Here is a 21621-nt window from a genome sequence, read left to right as displayed (position 1 = left end):
GACCCCCGGCGGGTCCGCAGGGGCCCACGCCCTCACTCGTAGCACCCCGCCGGGCTCAGACCGCCGCGCCCTCCGGTGTCGCCTCCCGGTCCGGCTCCGGGGCGCGGCCCAGCGCCCGGATGGCGGGGACGCAGAGCATCGCGGCGAGGAGGGCGACGGACACGGCCGAGGAGAAGAGCAGGACCCGGTCGGCGCCGAAGGCCGCCGCGGGACCGGCGAGCGCGCGGCCGACGGGGATGACCATGATGGAGCCGGCGACGTCGTAGGCCGAGACGCGGCTCAGGACGGTCAGCGGGATGTGGGACTGGACGCTGGTCGCCCACATCACGCCCCAGAAGGCGAAGCCGCAGCCGGCCAGGACGCCGGTGACGACGGTGGCGGTGAAGTTCCAGCCGAGCGCGGGCGCCAGGGGGTTGAGCGCGAAGAAGAACATGGCCGAGGCGCCGGCGACGAGCGGACGGCGCGGCCGGACCCGCATCCCGAGGAGGCCGCCGACGATCGTGCCGGCGCCGTCCGCGGAGGCGATCCAGCCGTAACCGGCGGCGCCGTGCTGGTCGGTGAGCAGGGCCGCGCCCAGCGGCAGGGCCGGGCCGAACACGAACAGGCCGTAGACGGCCCACAGGGCGATGACGCTCCACAGCCAGGTCCGGGCGCGGAACTCGTGCCAGCCGGTGGCGAGCCGGCGCCAGACCGGGTCGTCGCTCTCGTCGCGTGCGGTGGCGAGCCTGCGCAGGGGTGCCAGGCCGAGCGCGCTGAGGGCGTAGGCGGCGGCGATCACCGCGTACGAGCCGGACACCTGCCAGTAGGCGACGAGGAAGCCGGCGAGGCCGGGGCCGATGAGGGCGCTCATCGCCTCGGAGACGCGCAGCAGGGCGTTGGCGCGCTGGATGTCCTCGGCGACCTGGGGGACGATGCTCGCAAGACCGGGCTGGAACATGGCGGTCGCGGCGCCGCTGACCGCCATCAGCGCCATGATCTGCCACAGCTCGGCCCGGGGCCCGCCGCCCGTGCCCGCGTCGTACAGGAGCGCGGCCATCGCGAGCATGGCGAGCATGCGCACCACGTCGGCGCCGACCATCATCACCTGCGGGGTGAAGCGGTCGGCGAGCACGCCGCCGAAGAGGACGAGCAGCACGATCGGCGCCATCCAGGCGGCCAGCGCGTAGCCCACTCCCCCGGCTCCGTAGCCGGCGCCGAGGACGGCGGTGGTGAGCGAGACCATCAGCATGCCGTCGGCGAGGAGCGAGGTGCTGCGGGCGGTGAAGAACAGGCGGAAGCGGCCGGAGCTCCAGGGGCTGGGGAGCCGGTCCGCCGCCGGGCGGGAGGTCGTGCCGTCGGTGGCGTGGTCGGTCGTCATGTCGCATCGGCCGCTTCCCGGCCGGTTCCTTCCGTCAGAATCGGCTGGTCGGGCCATGCGCCGCCGCGGTCCGCCCCGGTCGTGGCGGGCGCGTCGGCGACGATCACATAGCGCCGTGGGGCGAGGACGCCGGGGCGCCCCGGCAGCGCGTCCATGAGCCGGCGGTGGGCCTCGGCCGGGGTCGGCGGCTCGGCGCCGGCGGCCAGGTGCGCGACGAGCGAGCCGTCCGCGTCCACCTCGACGTGCGCGGGCCGGCCGCCGAGGACCCGGCTCAGGGTGTCCGCCACGGCGGGCGGCGAGACCCAGCAGCCGTCGACGCGGACCCAGTCGGCGCCGCGTTCGGCCGGCCGGACTCCGGTCACCCCGGTGAGCGAGCCGAGCGGCACGTCGCCGTCGGCGGCCGCCTCCAGGAGCCGTACGAGCCCGGTGGCGAGCCCTTCCGCCTGCTCGCGGGGGAAGAGGGCCGGGTCGGTCCAGGTGGCGAGGCGGAGCACGGGGGCCGTCTCGTGGACGAAGGTGAGCACGCGGCTGGGCAGCGGCTGGGCCGGGCCCCAGGTCAGTTCGAGGTCGGGCGCGGTGGCGTCGGGGGGCGCGGCGCCGGCCAGGGTCGCGGGCAGGGCGCTGATGTCGTTGAAGACGATGTCGCGGGCGAAGTGGCTGCCGCGCTCCCGGGTGACCCGCCCGATCATGTCCCAGAGCCGGTCGGCGTCGAACTGGCTGTGCCGGTACGCCTTGAGGGCCGCGCCCCACGCCTTGCGCAGCAGCGCGTCGAAGGACGGCGCGGCCTGGACGTCGAGGGCGAGCAGCGCGTCCTGGGAGAGCGGGGCGATCGTGCGGGCGAGGCGGGACTGGAAGCGGTTGGCCGTCGGAACGGCGGCGACGCAGACGGGCTGGCCGGCGCGGTGGGCGAGGAGCGCGCACCAGGCGGTGAGCAGCGCGGTGGTGGGCAGCGCGCCGGTGCGTGCGGCGATTCGGGCCAGGGCGTGGGCGCCGCGACGGGAGCGCAGGGTGAGTCCGGGCGCCCGGGTCTCGGTGCCCTGGGCGGCCGGTTCCGCGAACATGGCCTGGGGTCCGGTGCGCAGGACGCGTTCCCAGTGCCGCAGCGACGCCTCGGACGTGCGCCGTCCGGCCGGGCTCGTCTCCTGGGCGGCGAGGGCGAGCGGAGTGAGGGTGGTGGAGTCGGCCGGGTCGGGGAGTTTCCCGCCGGCGAGGAGGGTGAGCCATTCGTCGCGGAGGAGGGCGAGGGCACTGCCGTCGGTCGCCGCGTGGCTGGCGGCGAGGGCGAGGTGGCGGGGCGCGCCGGCCCGGGTGACGAGGGTGACGCGGAGCGGGAAGTCGCGGTCCAGGTGGAAGCGGGTGTCGCGGGCCGCGCGGGCCAGCTCCTCGGCGTACCGCGCCCCGTCCGCGGGCAGTTCGTCGTGGTCGAGGACGGTGACGGTGAACGTGCCCTCGGCGGCGATGACTTGTTCGCGCGGCGCGGTGCCGGGGGTGTGCGGGAAGGTGGTGCGCAGCGCCTCGTGGCGGACGACGAGGGCGCGCAGGGCGTCGAGGGCGTCCTCGGTGCCGGTGCCGGCGGGGACGGGCCACACGTCGTGGATGTTGATCTGGCCGGGTTCGTCGCGCAGGACGCAGCGGATCATGTTGGCCTGGCCCATGGTGAGCGGGCCGCGCCGGTTCTCGCCGCCGCTGTGGGCGAGCGTGACGGTGGCGGTGCGCGGGGCCTTCGGCGGGGTGCGGCGGGCGTGCGCGGTCAGGGCGGCCCAGGCGTCGACGAGCAGGGCGAAGTCCGCCATGTCGGCGCGCGCTTCGGCGAGGAGCCGGGCGCGCCGTGCGGCGAAGAGGTCGGCGGCGTCGGCGTAGCGGCCGCCGAGTGCCCGGTAGCAGCGGTCGAGGACGTCGAGCCGTCCGGCGTTGCCGTCCGCCGGGCCGAGGTCGGCGGCGGCCCGCACGCGGGTGGCGACGGCGGCGGCCCGGAGGCGGCCGCGCTCGTCGAGGAGCCGGTCGCCGGCCTCGGTCAGGCGTGCGTACACGTCCTCGAAGTGGGGCGTGGACAGCAGGTACTTGGCGAAGCGCCACTGGTAGGCGAGGAATCCGGCGTCCGAACGCCGTTCTCCGGTGTGGTAGTTGACGATGTGCCGGTTGTGCAGCACGCCGGGCAGCCGGGCGTCGTGGACGAGGTGGAGGAGGAAGTAGTCGCTGCCGATGGTCTCGGTGGCGGGCGGCAGCGGCACGCGCGCGTAGACCTCGCGGTCGAGGGCGATGTTGCACATGTCGACGCGGGCGGGGCTGACGTGGGTGAGCGTGGTGCGGTCGGTGGTGAAGGGGGTGGCGCCGGCGCCGCGGAAGGCTTCGTCGATCAGGTTGCGGCGCCAGATCTCCGGATATCCGTCGGGCACGGACAGGCCGATGACCTCGCGGTAGACCGCCGGGTCGAGGCGCCGGATCTCCGCGACGTCCACGGACATCTCGCCGGTGAAGGAGCCGCCGACCAGGGCCACCGGGCGGTGCGCGGCGGCGGGGTCGAGCCGGCTGCGGGTGACGAGCGGGGCGACGTCCGCGGCGGGCAGGCCGAGGGCGGTGAGTTCGTGGTGGATCGGGAAGACCGGCCGGCCGTCCCGTTCCTGATAGCGGCTGTCGGAGTCGCGGCGGTGCACGGAGGCGCAGCCGAGGGCCTCGGCGAGGAGGAAGGCGCGGTTGGTGCAGGCGCCGTAGGACACCGCCGACGGCAGCATGAGATCGAGGATCCGCTCCGGGCGGGCGACTCCGGCGCGGGTGATCACCTCGCGCAGGAAGCGCCGCTGCTCGGCCTCGTCGAGGTGGTGCACGACCACTCCGGGGGCCGGGGGCAGGGCCGCCAGGGCGGCCCGGTGCGCGGCGCGCTCGGGCGCGGTGGAGGAGTCCAGGACGAGGAGGTGCACCTCGACGCCGAAGTGCCGGGCGCCGTAGGCCGCTTCCCCGGCGACGGCGGTGATCGTCTCCGTGCAGGCGCGGTGGGTGGGGAGGGTCAGGCAGACGCGGCGCACCCGGGCTCCTCGGTCCAGGAGGCGAGTCCGAGCAACCGGGCGCCGAGCTCGTCGAGTTCGGCGGTGGCGTACCGCTTGGACTCGTGCAGGACCGGGTCGCCGACCAGGGTGCGGTTCCATCGCGGGGTGCGCAGGTGGCGCCAGGACTCGACGCGGGAGCGGCGCAGCCGCTCGTGCCCTTCGAGGGCGGGCATCATCGACAGGTACTGCACGGCCCGCACTCCGCTCGCGGAGACGTTGCGGGCGACGCCGTGGGCGAGCAGGCCGTTCCAGATGAGCAGGTCGCCGGGGTGCAGTTCGGGCCGGACGACGGGCAGCTCCGGCCGGTCCGGCGCCCGCCGGTCCAGGTCGGGCCGGAGCGGGTCGCGGCCGGCGGGCTCGCCGGTCCTCCACTCCTCGAAGGTGCGGAAGAGCTCGGGGCAGCACTGGAAGCCGCCGGTCTCGGGGCGGGTGTCGTTGAGCGCGATGATGCCCTGGACGCGCTGCGGCGGGACGCCGAGGGTGGTGTCGATGTCCCAGTGCAGTTCGATGTCGAAGCCGCGCTCGGTGGGTTCGATCAGGGCGCGGTCGCGGTTGCGCACATTGGGCGGGTTGAGGTTGAGCCGGTCGAGGGTCACCCACAGTTCCTCGCAGTCCCATACGTCGACGAAGGCGTCGTAGACGCGCCGGGCCTGTCGGCTGTCCCACAGCAGCTGGTGGTGGTACGCCTCGACGAAGCCGTAGACGTGCAGCTGCCGGTCGAGCTGGTGGCGGAACGGCCGGTCCTCGTACCAGCTGTCCGGCCGGTCCGGGTCGAGCCCCTGGAACTCCCAGGTGAAGTCGAGGAGCCGGCGCGCGTCGGCGGCCGGGATCGCCTCGCGGACGACGACGTAGCCGTACGTCTGCCAGTGGGCGAAGTCCTCCTCCGAGAGCACGCGCAGCGGGCGTGACTTGGTGAGCTCGCGCAGGGTGGTCTGGGCGAGGTAGGACTCGCCGTCCGCGCTGAAGTACGGGCGTTCCGAGGCGGCGCGGTGGAGGTACGGGCGGGGGCGCGGGCGGGCTGCGGGCGTCGTCATCGGTTCCCTCCGAGCGGGTGACGCACTGATGCCGCCCAGAATTGGTGTAGACCATCTACGCTGTCAAGTGACGCCCCGATATGCGGCGCGTCCATGTCAATACCTCAAGGGCCCTTCCTCAAGCGGTAGTTGGGCGTCCGGTGGAGTTCATCAAATTGGTCTAGACAATGCGCGTGGCGCTGGCCTACTGTCCCCACGAACCCAGGGAAGCGCGCCACCGCGGCGCATGCCGAGAGGGGACGGATTCCTTGAACACACCCGGCACCACGGCCCTGCCCGACGGCGGCCTGAAGAGCCCCGGTCCGGGCCTGATCACCCTCGACCCGGTCCGTACGGCGCTGCTGCGCGGGCTCGACGAGCTGCTCACCGGCCTCGCGGCGCGGCTCTCCGCGCCCGAGGTGGTCGGCCCGCCGCTGCTGTCCGCGGCCGGGCTCGCCCGCCTCGACTACTTCCGCAACTTCCCCCATCTCGGCGTGTCCGCGGGCCGGTTCACGCAGGAGGCCCTGGACGGACTCGCCGCCGGCACGCCGCCCGCCGGGCTGCCGCTGGAGCCGACCGGACATCTGCTGCCGTCCGCCACCTGCTACGGACTGCTGCTCTCCCTGGAGGACCGGGACGTCGGTGAGGACGGGCTGCGGCTCTCCGCGACCGGCCGCTGCTTCCGCAACGAGACCCACTACGACGGCCTGCGCCGGCTGTGGGGCTTCCACATGCGCGAGGTCCTGTACCTCGGCACCAAGCAGGGCGCTCTCGAACACCTCGCTCGGGGCGCGGAGTTCATCGAGGAGGCGGCCGGCCGGCTCGGCCTCGCGCTCACCCGGGCGGCCGCCGACGACCCGTTCTACGACCGGGGCGGCTCCAAGGCCCGGCTGATGGCGCTCGACCCGGTCAAGCACGAGTTCAGCGCGCCGGACGGCACCGCCATCGCCTCCGTCAACCGGCACCGCAACTTCTTCGGCGAGCGGCTCGGCATCCGCGCGGGCTCGCACGGCCCGGCGTACAGCGCCTGCGTCGCCTTCGGGCTCGAACGCTGGGTGCACGCGATGGTCCTCGCCCACGGCGGGCCCGGGCAGGCACTCGACCGGCTGCGCGCCGCGACCGCGGCCTGATCCTCCCGAAGCAGCACGCGCCCCCACCGCAGACACCGGCACCACCCGCACGCCCGCACGCCCGTACAAAGAGGAGTACCGCCCCATGGACCGCGTCACCGCCTGGCTCCACGAGAAGAACCCCGGCCTCGACGGGCCGATCGACGCCGACGAGGACCTCATCGAGGCCCGGCTCGTCGACTCCATGGACTTCCTGGAGTTCATCGACCTCCTGGAGGAGCTCTCCGGCAGCTCCATCGACCTGGACGAGGTCACGATCGACGACTTCCGCACGCTCAGCCGCGTAAGGGAACGATTCCTCAGCGCCGCCGGGTGACGGGAGCGGAACCCGCCGGAGCGACGGACGCGCCGGATGTGGCGGGAGTAGCGGAGGTGACGGACGTGGTGGGAGTGGCGGCGGCGGTGACCACCGCCGAGATCCTGGCCGGGACGGCCCTCGGCGAGGCCCTGCTCGCCCCGTGGGAGCGGGGGCGGCTGGCCCGGATCCGGTTGCCCGAGCGCCGCGCCGACGTCCTCGCGGCCCGGCTGCTGCTCCGGCTGTGCGCCGCCCGCGTCACGGGCCGGCCGCCGGACGCGGTGGTCCTCGCCCAGCGCTGCGCCGCGTGCGGCCGGGCCGGCCACGGCCGCCCGTATCTCCCCGGGCGCCCGGACCTGGGCGTCAGCCTGAGCCATGCCGACGGCCTGGCCGCGGCGGCGGCCGGCCCGGGCCCCGTCGGCATCGACACCGAACCGCGCACCCGCCGCCCCGGTCCCCTGCCCGTGCTCAGCCGGCTGCTCCCCGGGCCCGCCGTCCGCTCGGCCGCCACCGCGCCTGACCCGGGCCACGCCCTGCTGCGGCTGTGGGTGCGTCACGAGGCCCTGTTCAAGGCCGGGCTCGCCGAGAACGGCGCCCGCCTCCTGGAGCGGACCGACGACCGGCGCGGGGCCGTGACCGCGGTGGCGAGCGCGGCGCCGGTCAACTGGATCCCGTTGGACCGGCTGTAGGCGGCTCGTCGCGCCGCCGGTAGAGCAGGCAGGAGGCGACCACGACCAGCGGCCACACGGACTGGAGGCAGGTCACGAAGCGTTCGGCGACGCCGGCCGCGCCGTGGCGGGCGGTTTCCAGGAGGTACCAGCCCGCGCCGACGGCCATCACCGTGGTGACGGCGACGGCCGGCACGGGGCGCAGCGCCCAGGGCGCGGACCCGCTGCCGGCGGCGGCCAGGACCGGCCAGACGGCGAGCAGGGCGAATCCGACGGCGGCGGCGGAGCCGTGCCGGAGGGAGCCTCCGCTGAGCGGGGGCGGGACAAGCGCCACGACGAGGGCGACCGCCCCGCCGCCCGCGAGGGCCAGGCGGCCGGCCAGCCGCGCCGCGCGCAGCCCCCAGGCGGTGAGCAGATGGCAGACGCCGAGGCCGAAGAGCGCGCTGGTCATCACCCAGAAACCGGCGGCTCCGTACGCCGCCAGCACGCTGATCGTCTGGGTGACGGGGTCGTAGGCGGGCCCCTCCAGCGCGCCCGCCGCCGTCCAGCCACCGACCAGGATCACCGGGGCGGCCCCTGACGAGATCAGAGCCCATCGGGGAACAGATCGCATCGAACCACCCTAAGCCGCCGATCTCCGGCATGCCTCGGCGGCACGGCGACCGGTAGACGGGCGGGGCGGGTCGGGCGGGTGGACGACCCGGGCGCCGACGCCTGATCGGGCCCCGGGGCGCGCCGCCGCCGGTACGCCGGGGGCGCGGGCGCGACGTATCCTCGGGCCCGGCACGGGCGGCGAGGGACGGAAGAGGTCGGGCGAGTGACGCAGAAGAAGAGGACCGGCGCGGACCCGGCGGCGGCTGCGGCCACGGCGGCCACCGGGAGGACAGCGCCGCGGACCCCGGCACGGGCCACCGCTCCGGCCCCGGCCACCGGCGCGGCGCCGCTCAGCGCGCGGGCGCGCGAGGAGGTGCTGCAGCGGATCGTCGACCGGCGGTACGCCCAGGGCGCCCGGCTCGTCGAGCGCGAGGTCGCCGAAGAGCTGAGCATGTCCCGCGTCCCGGTGCGCGAGGCGCTGCGCGCGCTGGTCGCGGAGGGCCTGCTCGAACTGCTGCCGCACAGCGGAGTGCGGGTGCGGCGCCTGGAGCGCGCCGACGTGGAGCATCTGTACGAAGTGTGGGAGCCGCTCGCGGTCCAGGCGTCGCGGCTCGCGGCGCGGGCGGCGGCGGCCGGGGACCGAGGCGGCCTCGCCGCGCTGGAGGCGGCGCTGCGGCAGGCGGAGTCGGCCGCGGCGGCGGACGAGGGGACGCGCGAGGTGGCCGCGCACACGGAGTTTCACGACCGGGTCGTCGCGATGGCGGGCAATCCGCTGCTCGCGAGGACGATGGAGCAGCTGAGCTGGCAGCTGCGGTTGCTCTTCGGGCTGCGCGCGGAGCCCGGACACATGCGGGCCCAGCACGCCGAGATGTACCGGCACATCGCGGCCGGTGACGCGGAGGCCGCGGCGGCCGGCACGCTGCTGCACGTGCGCGACAGCAGGGCGGTCGCGCTGCGCTCGCTCTTCGGCCCGGACGGCGACGGCGGCCGGGAGGCCTGAGGCGCACCCGGCGCACGGAGTATTTGTATACCAATAGCGACAGACCTGAAAGAGGGTCCTGAGCGGCACCCGCGATTCCTCTGCCCCTTGCCGCATTTTCCCTGCGCGATCCCGGTTTCGGGATCATGACCCTTGTTCGCTCGCTCGCCCTTGGTATACAAAACGGGGAACCACCGGTTCCTCTCCCCAAGGAGCTCCCATGTGCGTCGACGCCATCGAGCCGCCCTCCCCCCGCCTGACCCGCCGCGGTGTCCTCGCCGGCGCGGCCGCGCTCGCCGGCACCGTGGCCGTGACCGGAACGGCCGCCGCGGCCGCCCCCGACGGCCAGGAGGCCACCGGCCCCGCCCCGGCCCGGGCCCGGACCGGCGACCTCGTCATCCGGGGCGGCACCCTGCTCGACCCGGCGACCGGCGCGGTCACCGAGGACGCGGTCGTCGTCATCGAGGGCGGAACCGTGCGCGCCGCAGGGCGGCTCGGCACCGTCTCCGTGCCGGGCGGCGTCGAGGTCCTCGACGCCCACGGCCGCTGGATCCTGCCGGGCCTGACGGACGCGCACATCCACCTCTCCACCGCCGCCGAGGCCCGCGCCGCCGTCCGTCAGGGCGCGACCAGCGCGCGCAGCGGCTCGACCTCCTTCTACCAGGACATCGCCGTCCGCGAACTGGCCCGGCACAGCCCCGAGCTGGCGCCGCGGCTGCGGGCCGCGGGCGTCTTCGTCACCCCGGACCTCGGCGACACCGTACTCGCCGACCCCGACCTCACCCCGCTCGCCCGGCTCGCCGGGGGCGTGCGCTCGGCCGAGGCGCTGCGCCGGGTCGTCGAGGTGAACCTGACGCGGGGCGCCGACGTCATCAAGACCCGGGTCAACGAGCGCGCCGGGCTGCCGGAGCAGGACCCGCTCGTCCAGGTGTACTCGCACGAGCAGCTCTCCGAGATCGTCGCGGCGGCCCGCCGGCGCGGCAAGGGCGTGCTGTGCCACAGCTACAGCGAGAAGGGCTGCCACGACGCCGTCACGGCGGGCATCCGCTCCCTGGAGCACGGCGCCTTCGTCGGCGAGCGCACGCTGCACGAGATGCGCCGCCGGGGCACGTACTTCACCCCGACCCTCACCGCGATCGCCGGTCTCGCCGAGGAGTCGGACCCCGTGCTCGCCGAGCGCGGCCGCACCTTCCTGCCCGTCCTGAAGCGGGCGGTGCTCGCCGCGTACGAGCTCGGCGTCCCGCTCGCCGCGGGCACCGACTCCTCCGGCGGCACCGTCGACCCGATCGGCCGCGAGGTGGAGCTGATGCGCTCGGCCGGCCTGCCGGCGCTCGACGCGCTCCGCACCGCGACGACCGGCGCGGCCCGGCTGCTCGGCCTGGAGCGCACGGCCGGCCGCCTGGTGCGCGGCTTCGCCGGCGACGCGCTGCTCCTGGACGGCGATCCGCTGGCCGACGTCGCGGTGCTGACGCGCCCGGTGCGCGTGGTGCGGGCCGGCATCGCGCTCTGACCGCGGCCCTTCCTCGCCGGCCCCCGCCCAAACCCTCACCCTCACCTTCACCTTCACCGTTTCACGCGAAGGAGTCCCCATGCAGTCCTCTCCCACCCCTTCCGGCGCGCTCTCCCGCCGCACCATGCTGGCCGGTGCCGCCGCCCTGGCCGGCACGACGGCGGCGATGGCCGCGGCCGTCCCCGCCTCCGCCGCCACTCCCGCCGCCACCCCGGCCGGCAAGGCCGACCGGCGCGCCCGCACCGTGGTCTTCCGCGACGTCCGCCCGTTCGGCGCGGCCAAGGCCGTCGACCTGGTCGTCGTCGACGGGAAGATCGCGGACGGGCCCGCGCCGCACGGCGCGAAGGTCGTCGACGGCGGCGGCCGGATCGCCCTGCCGTCGCTGGTCGACGCGCACATCCACCCCGACAAGACCACCTGGGGCGGCGACTGGGTGTCGCGGCGCCCGGCGAGCACCATCGCCGACTACGTGGCCCAGGACGTGGAGCTGTTCAGGGCCCAGACCCGGCCGGTCGCGGAGCGCGCGTACGGCCTGATGTCGCACGCCGTCAGCCGCGGCACCCGCGGCATGCGCGCCCACGCCGACGTGGCCCCGGCCTACGGCCTCGCCGGTGTGGAGGGCCTGGCGGAGGCCCGGGAGCGGCTGCGGCACGCGCTCGACGTGCAGATCGTCGCCTTCCCGCAGCACGGCGTCGTCCGCACCCCCGGCACCGCGCGGCTCCTGGAGCAGGGCGCGCGCAGCGGGGCCGTCGACATGATCGGCGGCATCGACCCGATCGGCTTCGACCACGCCCTCGACGAGCAGCTCGACATCGTCTTCGGCATCGCTGACCGGCAGGGCGTCGGCGTGGACATCCACCTCCACGACCGCGGCGACAAGGGCATCCAGGCGATGCGCGGCATCATCGACCGCACCCGCGCGCTGGGCCTCGCCGGCAAGGTCACCGTCAGCCATGTCTTCTGCCTGCCGGCCCTGTCGGACCGCGACCTCGGCGCGATCGCGGCCGACCTCGCAGCCCAGGACATCGCGCTCACCACCGTGGCGCCCTCCGACTCGCTCGTGCTGCCGATCGCCCGGCTGCGCGAGCACGGCGTCCGGGTCGGTCTCGGCTCCGACGGCGTGCGCGACTCCTGGAGTCCGTTCGGCAACGGGGACATGCTGCACCGCGCCCACATCCTCGGCTGGGTGACGGACATCCGTCTCGACGAGGAGCTGACCGACTGCTACCGCGTCGCCGCGCACGGCGGCGCCGACGTCATGCACCTGCCGCACGCGGACCTGACGCCGGGCGCGCCGGCCGACTTCGTCCTCGTACGCGGCCAGGGCCTGCCCCAGGTGGTGGTGGACATGCCGCAGCGCGACCTGGTCGTGCACGGCGGCGTGGTCGTGGCCCGCGACGGCGAGTTCCTCGCCTGACGGATCACCTCACCCCGACCGCTCCGCCGCCGCGAGACCGGCATGATCGGCAGGACACCCCCTGGCGCAGCCGCTCCTCGGCCGGTTCCCCGGTGGGGGCAGTCGGGCACGACGAGGATCTCGATGTCCGCGGGGCAAGGATCGCCGACGCGCCGGACGCGTGGCACGATCGGCTCATGGCCTCCGTACCGGAATTCGATCTCCCGCGCATCGGCGCGCCCGCGACGCGCGCCCTGGCCGCCGCCGGGTACACCCGGCTCGATCAGCTGGCCGGGGTGTCCCAGAAGGAACTCAAGGCCCTGCACGGCATGGGCCCGAAGGCGCTGGGCCTGCTGCGCGCGGCGCTCGCCGAGCGCGGTCTCGCGCTCGGCGACTGACGGCCCGCGAGCGAAAGCCCCCGCACCCCGGCGGGGGGCGGGGGCGCGCAGGCCTCAGGGGGTCACTGCTGCGGCGGGTTCTCCGGGGGCCGCGGGTCGGTGCCCAGCTGCTCCTTGAGCTTGTCCTGGGCCGTGTCGACCTGGCTGCTGTACTTGCCCTGCGTCTTCTGGTCGACGTAGTCGCCGGCCTTGTCGACGCCCTGGCTCGCCTTGTCCTCGTGCCCCTTGAGCATCTGCTTGAGCTTGTCCATCACGGACATCCGGGCCTCCTTGTACGGGTCCCCCTCGTCCCGTACAGCATCCAGGAAGCGTCCGAGGGCCGCATCCGCAGCCACCGGCCGCCCCCCGGCCGCCCCCCGGCTCTCGTACCGGCTCCCGTACCGGCGCCGCGCGCCGGTGCCGCCGCGGATCAGACGAGGACGACGGGGGTGCCGATCAGTTCGACGCCCTCCGTCTTCAGCTCGGCCATCGCCCGCTCGGTGGTCTCGGGGGTGCAGCCCACGGTGTGGTCGAGCAGCACCCGCACCTCGAAGCCCGCCCGCACGCCGCCCAGGGCCGTCGCCTTCACGCAGTGGTCGATGCCGACGCCGACGACGTCCACCACGTCGACGTCCCGCTCCCGAAGCCACGCGGCGAGGCCGACGCCCCCGCCGCTCTCCCCCTCGAAGCCGCTCTTCGACGCGGAGTACGCGCCCTTGAAGAACACCTCGTCGACCGTGCCCGCGGCGACGACCTGCTCGAAGTCGGCGTGGAACTCGGCGCCCTCGCTGCCGGCCAGACAGTGCGGGGGGAACGAGTCCTCGAAGTCGGGCTCGGAGGAGAAGTGGTCGCCGGGGTCGAAGTGGTGGTCCCGCGTGGCCACCACCCGGCGGTACGTCTCCCCCGCTTCGGCCCGGACCAACTCCGCGAGGGCGCCGGCCAGTTCGTCGGCACCCTTCACCGGGAGGCCGCCGCCCTCGCAGAACTCCTTCTGCATGTCGACGACGATCAACGCTCGGCCCGCCATCGGACCTCCTTCTCGGTCGGAACTCTGTCGACCACTCGGTCGACCACTCGGTCGAACTCGGTCGGATCACCCCGGGAACCCGCCACGGGTCCGGTCCGACACGGCGCCGCGGGTGATCTTCACCCGCTTGGTGGTGCGGCGACGCCCGGGAGAGGTACTCCCGCGTCCGACCGGGGGCTGACGCGACCGGGCCGGACTCCGACCGTGGTCGGACGCCGGGCGCGGGCGGGGGCCCGTAGCGTCCTGGCCATGGTCACGTTCACCCGGGCGGCCGCGGCCGCCCTCTTCGCCTGCGCGGCCGCGTTACCCGCGACCGCCCTCCCCGCCGCCGCGGCGACCCCCGCTCCGGCCGTCTCCGCCTCCGCCCCGGCCGACCCGGCCGGCGCACTCCGGCTGCCCCCGCCCACCGGCAGGTCCGGCGTGGGCGCCTCCGTCCTCCATCTCGTCGACCGGTCCCGGCCCGACCCGTGGGTGCCCTCGGCGGGCCCGCGGGAGCTGATGGTGACCGTCCACTATCCGGCGGCCCGCACCGCGCGGGCCGGCGCGCCCGTGCCGTACGCGACCGAGGAGGAGGCCCGGCTGATCCTGGTGGGCCTCGGGAAGACCGACCCGGCCGTGATCCGCGCGCTCGCCGGCGTCGGCACGTACAGCGCGAAGGACGTGCGGCCGGCGCCCGGGCGGCATCCGCTCGTGGTCCTCTCGCCCGGCTTCGGCGTGCCCCGCTTCCTGCTCACCGGCCTCGCCACCGACCTCGCCTCGCGCGGCTACGTCGTCGCGTCCGTCGACCACGCCTACGAGAGCTCGGGCATGTCCGTGCCGGGCAGGCCGGCCCTCACCTGCGCGGCCTGTACGGAGCGGCGCGCGGGCCGGATCACCGACACCGACATCACGGCCGCCCGGACGGCGGACGTGCGCTTCCTGCTCGACCGGCTGACCGGGCCGCGGGCCGTCGCCACCTGGCCGTACGCGCGGACCATCGACCCGACCCGGATCGGCATGGCCGGCCACTCGGTCGGCGGCGCGGCCGCCGCGACCGCCATGGTCGCGGACCGGCGGATCGACGCCGGGGTGAACATGGACGGCTCGTTCTGGGACACCCTGCCGGCCGGCGGGCTGGGCGGGCGGCCGTTCATGTTCCTGGGCACCGACGACGAGATGCACCGGCCGGGCGGCATCGACACCAGCTGGGACGCCACCTGGAAGGCGCTCGGCGGCTGGAAGCGCTGGCTGACGGTGTCCGGTTCCAACCACTTCACCTTCACCGACGCCCCGGTGCTGCTGCGCGGGCTCGACGTGCCGGACAGGGGCGCGACCATCCCGGCCGACCGGGCGCTCGCGGTGACCCGCGCCTATCTCGCCGCGTTCTTCGACGAGCAGCTGCGCGGCCGGCCGCAGCCGCTGCTCACCGGTCCGAGCCCGCTCCACCCGGAGGTCCGCTTCAACAACCCGTGACCGACCGCGGTCGGACGCGCCCGAGTGCCGCTCAGGCGCGTCCGGCGGCCTTCTGGCTGCGCCGCGACAGGGAGTCGACGACGACCGCGGCGAGCAGCACCGAACCCGTGATCATGAACTGGACGGCGTTGCTCACGCCCATGATGTTCATGCCGGACTGGATGGAGCCGATCACCAGGGCGCCGAGCAGCGCGGACCACACCGAGCCCCGGCCGCCGAACAGGCTGGTGCCGCCGATGACGGCCGCGGCGATGACGTTCATCAGGAGGTTGCCGCCGCCGGAGGTCTGGCTGGCGGACTGGATCTGGCCGGCGAGGAACAGGCCGCCGACCGCGGCCATGGTGCCGGAGACGGCGAAGACGCTCATCCGGACGAACGCCACGCTGATGCCGGCCCTGCGGGCGCCCTCGATGTTGCCGCCGACCGCGAAGACCTGCCGGCCGTAACCGGTGCGGCGCAGCACGAAGTCGAGCACCACCAGCAGGATCAGGAAGATCAGCAGCGCCAGCGGCAGGCCCTGGTACTGGTTGAGGATGTACGCGGCGACGAAGGCGATGGCCCCGATGACGACCGTACGCAGCACGATCTCTCCGATCGGCCGGAACGGCACCCGGGCCGCCTGCCGCCGCCGGGCGTCGAGCAGCGAGGCGAGCAGGAAGAGCCCGACGCCCACACCGGCGGTGACGTAGGCGGCGGCCGGGCTGTGGAAGATGGTCGAGTAGAGCTTGGCGACGATGCTCCCGCTGGGGATGTTGACGGTGCCCGTGCTGCCGAGCACCTGGAGCATGAGTCCGTTCCAGAACAGGTTGCCGGCGAGGGTGACGACGAAGGCGGGCACGCCGATCTTCGCGAAGAAGAAGCCGTGGATGAGGCCGACGGCCGCGCCGCCCGCGACGGCGACGAGCAGCGCCAGCCACTGGTTCATGCCGTTGATCACGTCGAGGACGGCGAAGACGGCGGCGCACAGGCCGCTGACGGAGCCGACCGAGAGGTCGATCTCGCCGAGCAGCAGCACGAAGACGATGCCGACGGCGATCATTCCGGTGCCGACGATCTGCTGGCTGAGGTCGGAGAGGTTCTGCGCGGACAGGAAGGTGCTGTTGAGGCTGCCGAACACCGTCCAGATGATGATCAGGGCGACGACGACGGGCAGCGAGCCCAGTTCGCCGCTGCGCATCTTGCGCCGGAACTCGTTGAGATAGCCGCGGACGCCCTCCTCCCGGACGATCAGCCGGCTGTCGACCGCTGGTACGGCCTCGGGCGCGGGAACCTGGTTCATGGCGTCGCGCGGGCGGTCGGCGCCGCCCGTGTTCCGGTCGCGGCTCATGGCAGCTCCTCCCCGCGCGCCTCCCGCTCCTCGCGTATGCGGGCCTGGCGACGGGTCACGGCGCTCTCGGTGGCCCCGGTGATGGCGGAAATGATCTCCTCGGTGCTGGTGGAGCGTTTGTCGAAGAAGCCGTTGTTGCGGCCGAGCCGCAGGACCGCGATCCGGTCCGCGACGGCCATCACGTCCACCATGTTGTGGCTGATGAGAATGGTGCCCAGGCCGTGCTCACGGAGCCGTTCGACGAGGTCGAGCACCTCGGCGGTCTGCTCGACGCCGAGGGCGGCGGTGGGCTCGTCGAGGAGCACGACCTTGGGTTCGCCGATGAGGGAGCGGGCGATCGCCACCGTCTGCCGCTGGCCGCCGGACAGCGACGCCACGGGGATGCGGACGCTGGGGATGCGGATGGACAGGGTGTGCAGGAGTTCGCGGGAGCGCTGCTCCATGCGGACCTCGTCGAGCACGCCGAAGCGGCTCAGTTCCCGCCCGAGGAAGAGGTTGCCGACGACGTCCAGGTTGTCGCACAGCGCGAGGTCCTGGTAGACGGTGGCGATGCCGAGGTGCTGGGCGTCGTGCGGCCGGTTGATGGAGACGGGCCGGCCCTGCCATTCGATGACGCCCTCGTCGGGCGGGTTCACCCCGGCGATCGCCTTGATCGCGGTCGACTTGCCGGCGCCGTTGTCACCGACGAGCGCGACGACCTCTCCGGCGCTGACGTCCAGGTCGAAGCCCGACAGGGCCTGGACCGCGCCGAACCGCTTGGAGATCCCCCGCAGTGACAGCACAGGTGCTTCCGGCACAGCGACCGCCTCCGACCCCTGCCAGGCCCGTTTCCCGGGCTGTTACGTCAGACCGGCCTGCTTGCAGGCGGCGGCGTACGTCGGCGTGCAGATCTCGTCGACGGTGTACAGCCCGCCCTTGACGACGGTGTCCTTGATGTTGGTCTTGTCGACCACGATCGGCGTCAGCAGGTTGGCCGGGACCTTGTGGCCGCTGCCGTTGGTGACGGTGATCGGGACGAGGTCCTTGGGGAGGGGCTTGCCCTGGGCGAAGTTGACCGCCATGGTGGCGGCGATGTCGGCCTCGGGCTTGTACGGCTTCATGATCGTGATGGTCTGCGTGCCGATCAGGATCCGCTGGATGGCGTCGAGTTGGGCGTCCTGCCCGGTCAGCGGCACCTTCAGGCCCGCCGCCTGCAGAGCGGTGGAGATGCCCGCGGCCAGGCCGTCGTTGGCGGAGTAGACACCGACGATCTTGTCCTTGCCGAGCGCCGCGATGGCACCGGACATCTGCTGGTTGGCGTTGTTCGGGTCCCAGTTGGGAGTGTCGTACTCCTTGCCGATGGTCACCTTGCCGTCGAGGACGGAGTGCGCGCCGGCCTTGAACTCGGCCGCGTTCGGGTCGGTGGGCGACCCGTTGTGCATCACGATCACGCCGGACTTGGCCTTGTCACCGAGGGCTGCCAGGAGCGCCTTGCCCTGCAGCTCACCGACCTTGTGGTTGTCGTAGGAGACATAGGAGTTGACCGGGCCCTGGGCGAGGCGGTCGTAGGCGACGACCTTCACGCCGGCGGCGCTCGCCTTCTCCACGGACGACTGGATCGACTTGGAGTCGACGGCGTCCAGGATCAGCACCTGGTCGCCCTTGGCGAGCGCGGTGTTGACCTGCTGCTGCTGGGTGGTCGGGCTCTCCGCGGCGTTGTAGTAGTCGACCCTGGCGCCGGGTGCCAGCTGCTGGATCTTCTGCTCGATGTAGGGCCGGTCGAACTTCTCGTACCGGGTGGTCTTGCTCTCCGGGAGCAGCAGCCCGATCTTCACCTGCTCGGCCTTCGCCCGGCTCGCCGCCGGCTGGGCCGCGGCGATTCCGGACACCGTGCCGAGCGAGAGGACGGCCGTTCCCGCGAGGGCGATCGCGGCTCGCAATGTACGGGTCATGGCAGGCTCCTTCCGCGCGCCCTCGATTCCTCCACCGCGGGGCTGCGAAAACCGCCCGGCCGCGGGAGCGTCGGCGCACTCATGGCCTCTGTATCGACATTAGCCCCAACCCGTGGCGCCTTCCATTCGCGGCGCCGCGCCCGGCGGGAGCGCGACGCCGCGAGCACGGAGGCGGGGATCAGCCCGCGAAGCGGGCCATCCACGCCTCGACCTCGTCGGAGGTGCGGGGCAGGGCGGCCGACAGGTTCTCGTGGCCGTCCTCGGTGACGAGCAGGTCGTCCTCGATGCGGACGCCGATACCCCGCCACTCCTCGGGCACGGTCAGGTCGTCGGCCTGGAAGTACAGGCCGGGCTCGACGGTGAGCACCATGCCGGGCACGAGCGGCCCGTCCACGTACTCCTCGTTGCGCGCCTCGGCGCAGTCGTGGACGTCGAGGCCGAGCATGTGGCCGGTGCCGGCCATGGTGAAGCGGCGCTGCAGGCCGAGCTCGTAGGCGCGCTCGACGGGGCCCTCGATGAAGCCCCACTCGACGAGCTTCTCGGTGAGCACCCGCTGGGCGGCCTCGTGGAAGTCCCGGTAGGCGGCGCCCGGCTTCACGGCGGCCAGGCCGGCCTCCTGGGCCTCGTACACGGCGTCGTACGCCTGGCGCTGCACGGGCGTGAAGGTGCCGCTGATGGGGAGGGTGCGGGTGACGTCGGCGGTGTAGAGGGTGCGGGCCTCGACGCCGGCGTCGAGCAGGAGCAGCTCGCCGGGGCGGACCGGGCCGTCGTTGTCGGTCCAGTGCATGATCGTGGCGTGGTCGCCGGCGGCGCAGATCGTGCTGTAGCCGACGTGGTTGCCCTCCACGCGGGCGCGGCGGTTGAAGGTGCCCTCGATCCAGCGCTCGGAGGTGGCGACGGCGCGGGACAGCTCGGCGACGGCGTCGGTGAAGCCGCGCACGGTGGCGTCGACGGCCTTGCGCATCTCGCCGATCTCCCAGGCGTCCTTGACGAGCCTGAGCTCGCTCAGCGCCTCCTCGAGCTCGTCGTCGCGGTCCTCGTCGGTGGTGAGGGCGGCCTCCAGGGCCGGGTCGACGCCGCGGACGACGCGGGTGGGGACGCCGGTGACGGCGGCCAGGTCGGCGGCGGCGGTGCGGACGTCGCGGCAGGGCAGGCCGAGGACCCGCTCGGACTCGGCGAGGGAGCGGCGGCGGCCCATCCACAGCTCGGCGGTGTAGCCGAGCCAGAACTCGTCGGTGTCCCGGCCGTCGCGCGGCAGCTGGTAGCAGTACGCGTCGTGGCCGCCGTCCGCGCGGGGCTCCAGGACGAGCGCGCCGTCGCGGGCGAGGTCACCGGTCATGTGCACGTAGGCCGAGTGCGGGCGGAACGGGTAGGGGTCGTCGTTGGAGCGGGTCTTGAGGTTGCCCGAGGGGATGACCAGGCGCTCGCCCGGGAAGCGGGCGGAGAGCGCCTCGCGGCGGGCGGCCGCGTAGGGGGCCTGCTCGTCGGCGGTGAGGTCGTGCCGCTCGGTGTCCGCCCAGCCGGTCCGCATCAGCGCGGACAGCTCGGGGGAGATCGAGGTGTACAGACCGTTCTTCCGGCCCTTGGCCACGTCGTGCTCCTTCGTCCTCGTGGGAGGCGTGCTCGGGAATGGGTGTGCGGTGGTGTGACCGTAGACCGCGGCGCGCACGGGCGGGGCCAAGAAGTGCCAGTGGCACTGATCGGCCATCCGAGGATCCGGAATGCCGGGATAATGCGGGCATGATGCATACGAAACTCCGGGAGGCACTGCGGCTCCTGGGTGTCGGGGAGACCGCGGGCCGGGTCTATCTGACGCTGCTCGACCTGGCCCCCGCCCCGCTCGCCGCGGTCGGTTCCGCCGCCGGTCTGCACGGGGCGGAGCTGACCGCCGCGTACGCGGAGCTGGTCGACGCCGGGCTCGCCAGCGGCGCGGGCGGGGACGGCGAACTGGTGGCGCCGGTGCCGCCGGCGGCGGGCCTGGAGGTGCTCGCCCGGCACCGGGCGGCGGAGCTGGAGGAATCGCGGATCGCGGTCGGCGGCGCCTTCGAGTCGTTCCGCCGGCACCGGCTCGCCGCGTACAACGACGACCTGGTGGAGGTCGTCACCGGCGAGGCGATAGGGCCCCGGATGCGGCGCGCCTGGGCGAGCGCGCGGGAGCAGATCCGGCAGTTCGAGTCGCCGCCGTACGTCCCCGTGCCCGGGGCCACGGACGACGCGCTGGCCACGCTGGCGCGCGGGGTGCGGCAGCGGGTCGTGTACGCGCGGGAGGCCCTCGAACACCCCGGGCATCTGAAGGACGTCATCGAACCGTGCCTGGAGGCGGGCGAGCAGGTCCGGGTGCTGCCGTCGGTGCCGGTGAAGCTGCTGATCATCGACGAGGCGTTCGCGCTGGTGTCGCTGTCGATCCGGGAGGCGGACGTCGTCAACACGATGCTGGTGGTGCAGCCGTGCGGGCTGCTCTCCGCGCTCGTGGCGCTCTTCGAGCAGTCGTGGAGTGCCGCGCTGCCCCTGCACGGCCGGGCCGCGCGTCCGGGCGGTCTGGAGCCCACCGACCGGCGGCTGCTCCGGCTGCTCGCGGGCGGCGCGGCCGACGACGTCATCGCCCGCGAACTCGGCGTCAGCAGGCGGACGTTGTTCCGGCGGCTGCAGATCCTGATGGCCCGGCTCGGCGCGGCCAACCGCTTCCAGCTGGCGCTGCAGGCACAGCGGGCCGGCTGGCTGTGAACGGGAGTCCGGAGCGATGCGCGGCCGCAGCACCGGGCCGGGGCGCACGGGGGGGGTCCGGGACCTGTCGGGAACCTGCACATTGTGTACGTGACTTGAACCGCGCCTCCGCCACCGTCCCCCGGTCCGGCACACGGCCGGGCGCGGGTTGTCGGATTTCACCCCGGTTCGTCCGGCGGGCGAGCGGACCGGTGGAAATCTGTTACCCCTTTCTGCGGAGAAGCTGTCGCCGTTCCGTGAAACATGCCGCACCGCCGGTCGCCCGAGGTACACGAAGAACGCTGAATACGCGTCAAGGGAATTGGCTCGGGCAGCCGTTCGCATGCTTTGATCTGCGGCGCCGCGGTAATTCGGATTCCCCCCACTGATTGAAAGGTGCGCCTCATGCGTAACGACCTCGAGACCCGTGTGATCGACGACGCCGAGCTGGACGCCGTCTCCGGCGGTGTCATCAGCGTCAACGGCGGTCTCGTCGGCGCCGTGACCGGCGACGTCAACACCGTCCTCGGTGCCGTCGGCTCGCTGCAGACCGTCGCCAACGCCGAGGGCCTCGTGAACGGCGTCCCGGGCCTGGTCCAGGGCGTCACCGGTGTGCAGGTGCACGCCGGTCTCGGCATCGCCGGTCTCTGACCGGAAAGCGGCCGTGGGGGGCGGGGGGGGGGGGGCCCCCGGGGGGCCCCCCCCCCCCCCCCCCCCCCGGCGGCGGCGGGCGAACTACCTACCAAAGAGCCCCAAAGCGCAGCGANNACGGACGTGGGGGGGGGGGGGGGGGGGGGGGGGGGGGGGGGGGGGGGGGG

At 74.1% G+C, this 21621-nt stretch carries 20 protein-coding genes; 10 read left to right on the top strand and 10 right to left on the bottom strand.

Going from position 1 to position 21621, the window contains the following annotated elements:
- Positions 1-55 precede the first annotated feature (55 nt).
- From ACFYU9_RS02755 to ACFYU9_RS02745, 3 genes are read right to left on the bottom strand one after another with little or no spacing between them, the layout of a single operon-like run.
- Positions 56-1357, bottom strand: a complete 1302-nt coding sequence (locus ACFYU9_RS02755; RefSeq protein WP_389341713.1) for an MFS transporter — start codon at positions 1355-1357, stop codon at positions 56-58.
- Entirely contained in the window at positions 1354-4380 is a 3027-nt protein-coding gene (locus ACFYU9_RS02750) for a DUF6271 family protein (protein WP_389341710.1), read from the bottom strand. Before ACFYU9_RS02750 ends, ACFYU9_RS02755 begins: the two co-directional genes overlap by 4 nt.
- Complete coding sequence (locus tag ACFYU9_RS02745; protein ID WP_389210250.1) at positions 4362-5435, bottom strand: phytanoyl-CoA dioxygenase family protein; 1074 nt, start codon at positions 5433-5435, stop codon at positions 4362-4364. The genes ACFYU9_RS02750 and ACFYU9_RS02745 overlap by 19 nt, the downstream gene beginning before the upstream one ends.
- Before the next feature lie 248 nt (positions 5436-5683).
- Between ACFYU9_RS02745 and ACFYU9_RS02740 the strand changes: the two genes are divergently transcribed.
- From ACFYU9_RS02740 to ACFYU9_RS02730, 3 genes are all read left to right on the top strand, one after another.
- Complete coding sequence (locus tag ACFYU9_RS02740) at positions 5684-6544, top strand: hypothetical protein (protein ID WP_389341707.1); 861 nt, start codon at positions 5684-5686, stop codon at positions 6542-6544.
- A gap of 85 nt (positions 6545-6629) precedes the next feature.
- Positions 6630-6860 (top strand): acyl carrier protein, encoded by a 231-nt coding sequence (locus ACFYU9_RS02735; protein ID WP_389210246.1) that lies wholly within the window; start codon positions 6630-6632, stop codon positions 6858-6860.
- Positions 6861-6916: 56 nt separating this feature from the next.
- Entirely contained in the window at positions 6917-7528 is a 612-nt protein-coding gene (locus ACFYU9_RS02730) for a 4'-phosphopantetheinyl transferase family protein (protein WP_389341704.1), read from the top strand.
- Here ACFYU9_RS02730 and ACFYU9_RS02725 read toward each other — a convergent pair.
- Positions 7500-8120 (bottom strand): DUF998 domain-containing protein, encoded by a 621-nt coding sequence (locus ACFYU9_RS02725; RefSeq protein WP_389210242.1) that lies wholly within the window; start codon positions 8118-8120, stop codon positions 7500-7502. The two genes, ACFYU9_RS02730 and ACFYU9_RS02725, sit on opposite strands and share 29 nt — an antisense overlap.
- A 204-nt stretch (positions 8121-8324) precedes the next feature.
- On the opposite strand from ACFYU9_RS02725, the gene ACFYU9_RS02720 reads away from it, so the two are divergent.
- The 4 genes from ACFYU9_RS02720 (at position 8325) to ACFYU9_RS02705 (ending at position 12384) form a co-directional block, all read left to right on the top strand.
- On the top strand, positions 8325-9101 hold the full coding sequence (locus ACFYU9_RS02720; protein ID WP_389341701.1) for a GntR family transcriptional regulator: 777 nt from the start codon (positions 8325-8327) through the stop codon (positions 9099-9101).
- A 199-nt stretch (positions 9102-9300) separates the two neighbouring features.
- The gene (locus ACFYU9_RS02715; protein WP_389341698.1) at positions 9301-10590 is read left to right on the top strand and encodes an amidohydrolase family protein; all 1290 of its coding nucleotides are present in this window, start codon (positions 9301-9303) and stop codon (positions 10588-10590) included.
- 79 nt (positions 10591-10669) lie between these two features.
- Positions 10670-12007, top strand: coding sequence for an amidohydrolase (locus ACFYU9_RS02710; protein ID WP_389341695.1), 1338 nt, complete (start codon positions 10670-10672; stop codon positions 12005-12007).
- A 176-nt stretch (positions 12008-12183) separates the two neighbouring features.
- Positions 12184-12384, top strand: coding sequence for a DNA-binding protein (locus ACFYU9_RS02705; RefSeq protein WP_389341693.1), 201 nt, complete (start codon positions 12184-12186; stop codon positions 12382-12384).
- 62 nt (positions 12385-12446) lie between these two features.
- Here the strand turns inward: ACFYU9_RS02705 and ACFYU9_RS02700 are convergent, their stop codons facing one another.
- On the bottom strand, positions 12447-12644 hold the full coding sequence (locus ACFYU9_RS02700; RefSeq protein ID WP_389210401.1) for an antitoxin: 198 nt from the start codon (positions 12642-12644) through the stop codon (positions 12447-12449).
- Between the two features lie 149 nt (positions 12645-12793).
- Positions 12794-13390 (bottom strand): isochorismatase family protein, encoded by a 597-nt coding sequence (locus tag ACFYU9_RS02695; RefSeq protein WP_389210231.1) that lies wholly within the window; start codon positions 13388-13390, stop codon positions 12794-12796.
- A gap of 249 nt (positions 13391-13639) precedes the next feature.
- Here ACFYU9_RS02695 and ACFYU9_RS02690 point away from each other — a divergent pair, with 249 nt between their 5' ends.
- Positions 13640-14842, top strand: coding sequence for an alpha/beta hydrolase family protein (locus ACFYU9_RS02690; RefSeq protein ID WP_389341690.1), 1203 nt, complete (start codon positions 13640-13642; stop codon positions 14840-14842).
- A 31-nt stretch (positions 14843-14873) separates the two neighbouring features.
- Here the strand turns inward: ACFYU9_RS02690 and ACFYU9_RS02685 are convergent, their stop codons facing one another.
- From ACFYU9_RS02685 to ACFYU9_RS02670, 4 genes are all read right to left on the bottom strand, one after another.
- Positions 14874-16169 (bottom strand): sugar ABC transporter permease, encoded by a 1296-nt coding sequence (locus tag ACFYU9_RS02685; protein ID WP_389210227.1) that lies wholly within the window; start codon positions 16167-16169, stop codon positions 14874-14876.
- A complete protein-coding gene (locus ACFYU9_RS02680) occupies positions 16166-16966 on the bottom strand; it encodes an ATP-binding cassette domain-containing protein (RefSeq protein WP_389210225.1) in 801 nt (266 codons plus the stop codon). Before ACFYU9_RS02680 ends, ACFYU9_RS02685 begins: the two co-directional genes overlap by 4 nt.
- Positions 16967-17008: 42 nt before the next feature.
- Entirely contained in the window at positions 17009-18100 is a 1092-nt protein-coding gene (locus tag ACFYU9_RS02675) for a substrate-binding domain-containing protein (RefSeq protein WP_389210223.1), read from the bottom strand.
- A gap of 178 nt (positions 18101-18278) precedes the next feature.
- On the bottom strand, positions 18279-19691 hold the full coding sequence (locus tag ACFYU9_RS02670; RefSeq protein WP_389210221.1) for an aminopeptidase P family protein: 1413 nt from the start codon (positions 19689-19691) through the stop codon (positions 18279-18281).
- A gap of 149 nt (positions 19692-19840) precedes the next feature.
- On the opposite strand from ACFYU9_RS02670, the gene ACFYU9_RS02665 reads away from it, so the two are divergent.
- Both ACFYU9_RS02665 and ACFYU9_RS02660 read left to right on the top strand, forming a co-directional pair.
- On the top strand, positions 19841-20824 hold the full coding sequence (locus ACFYU9_RS02665) for a LuxR family transcriptional regulator (protein ID WP_389341687.1): 984 nt from the start codon (positions 19841-19843) through the stop codon (positions 20822-20824).
- A 384-nt stretch (positions 20825-21208) separates the two neighbouring features.
- Positions 21209-21454 carry a hypothetical protein gene (locus ACFYU9_RS02660; protein ID WP_389210217.1) on the top strand — a complete coding sequence of 82 codons (246 nt, stop codon included), beginning with the start codon at positions 21209-21211 and terminating at the stop codon, positions 21452-21454.
- The last annotated feature ends 167 nt before the right edge of the window (positions 21455-21621 follow it).

This window comes from Streptomyces sp. NPDC004327, from assembly GCF_042873935.1.
Classification (GTDB): domain Bacteria; phylum Actinomycetota; class Actinomycetes; order Streptomycetales; family Streptomycetaceae; genus Streptomyces.
Note: the sequence above shows the minus strand (reverse complement) of the source record. Positions and strands in the feature narration are given on the sequence as shown.

Bases quoted from the DNA above. Each gene is read 5' to 3' on its own strand.
- ACFYU9_RS02755 (WP_389341713.1), bottom strand. From the start codon at position 1,357: ATGACGACCGACCACGCCACCGACGGCACGACCTCCCGCCCGGCGGCG.
- ACFYU9_RS02745 (WP_389210250.1), bottom strand. From the start codon at position 5,435: ATGACGACGCCCGCAGCCCGCCCGCGCCCCCGCCCGTACCTCCACCGC.
- ACFYU9_RS02735 (WP_389210246.1), top strand. From the start codon at position 6,630: ATGGACCGCGTCACCGCCTGGCTCCACGAGAAGAACCCCGGCCTCGAC.
- ACFYU9_RS02725 (WP_389210242.1), bottom strand. From the start codon at position 8,120: ATGCGATCTGTTCCCCGATGGGCTCTGATCTCGTCAGGGGCCGCCCCG.
- ACFYU9_RS02715 (WP_389341698.1), top strand. From the start codon at position 9,301: ATGTGCGTCGACGCCATCGAGCCGCCCTCCCCCCGCCTGACCCGCCGC.
- ACFYU9_RS02710 (WP_389341695.1), top strand. From the start codon at position 10,670: ATGCAGTCCTCTCCCACCCCTTCCGGCGCGCTCTCCCGCCGCACCATG.
- ACFYU9_RS02705 (WP_389341693.1), top strand. From the start codon at position 12,184: ATGGCCTCCGTACCGGAATTCGATCTCCCGCGCATCGGCGCGCCCGCG.
- ACFYU9_RS02700 (WP_389210401.1), bottom strand. From the start codon at position 12,644: ATGTCCGTGATGGACAAGCTCAAGCAGATGCTCAAGGGGCACGAGGAC.
- ACFYU9_RS02695 (WP_389210231.1), bottom strand. From the start codon at position 13,390: ATGGCGGGCCGAGCGTTGATCGTCGTCGACATGCAGAAGGAGTTCTGC.
- ACFYU9_RS02690 (WP_389341690.1), top strand. From the start codon at position 13,640: ATGGTCACGTTCACCCGGGCGGCCGCGGCCGCCCTCTTCGCCTGCGCG.
- ACFYU9_RS02685 (WP_389210227.1), bottom strand. From the start codon at position 16,169: ATGAGCCGCGACCGGAACACGGGCGGCGCCGACCGCCCGCGCGACGCC.
- ACFYU9_RS02675 (WP_389210223.1), bottom strand. From the start codon at position 18,100: ATGACCCGTACATTGCGAGCCGCGATCGCCCTCGCGGGAACGGCCGTC.
- ACFYU9_RS02665 (WP_389341687.1), top strand. From the start codon at position 19,841: ATGATGCATACGAAACTCCGGGAGGCACTGCGGCTCCTGGGTGTCGGG.
- ACFYU9_RS02660 (WP_389210217.1), top strand. From the start codon at position 21,209: ATGCGTAACGACCTCGAGACCCGTGTGATCGACGACGCCGAGCTGGAC.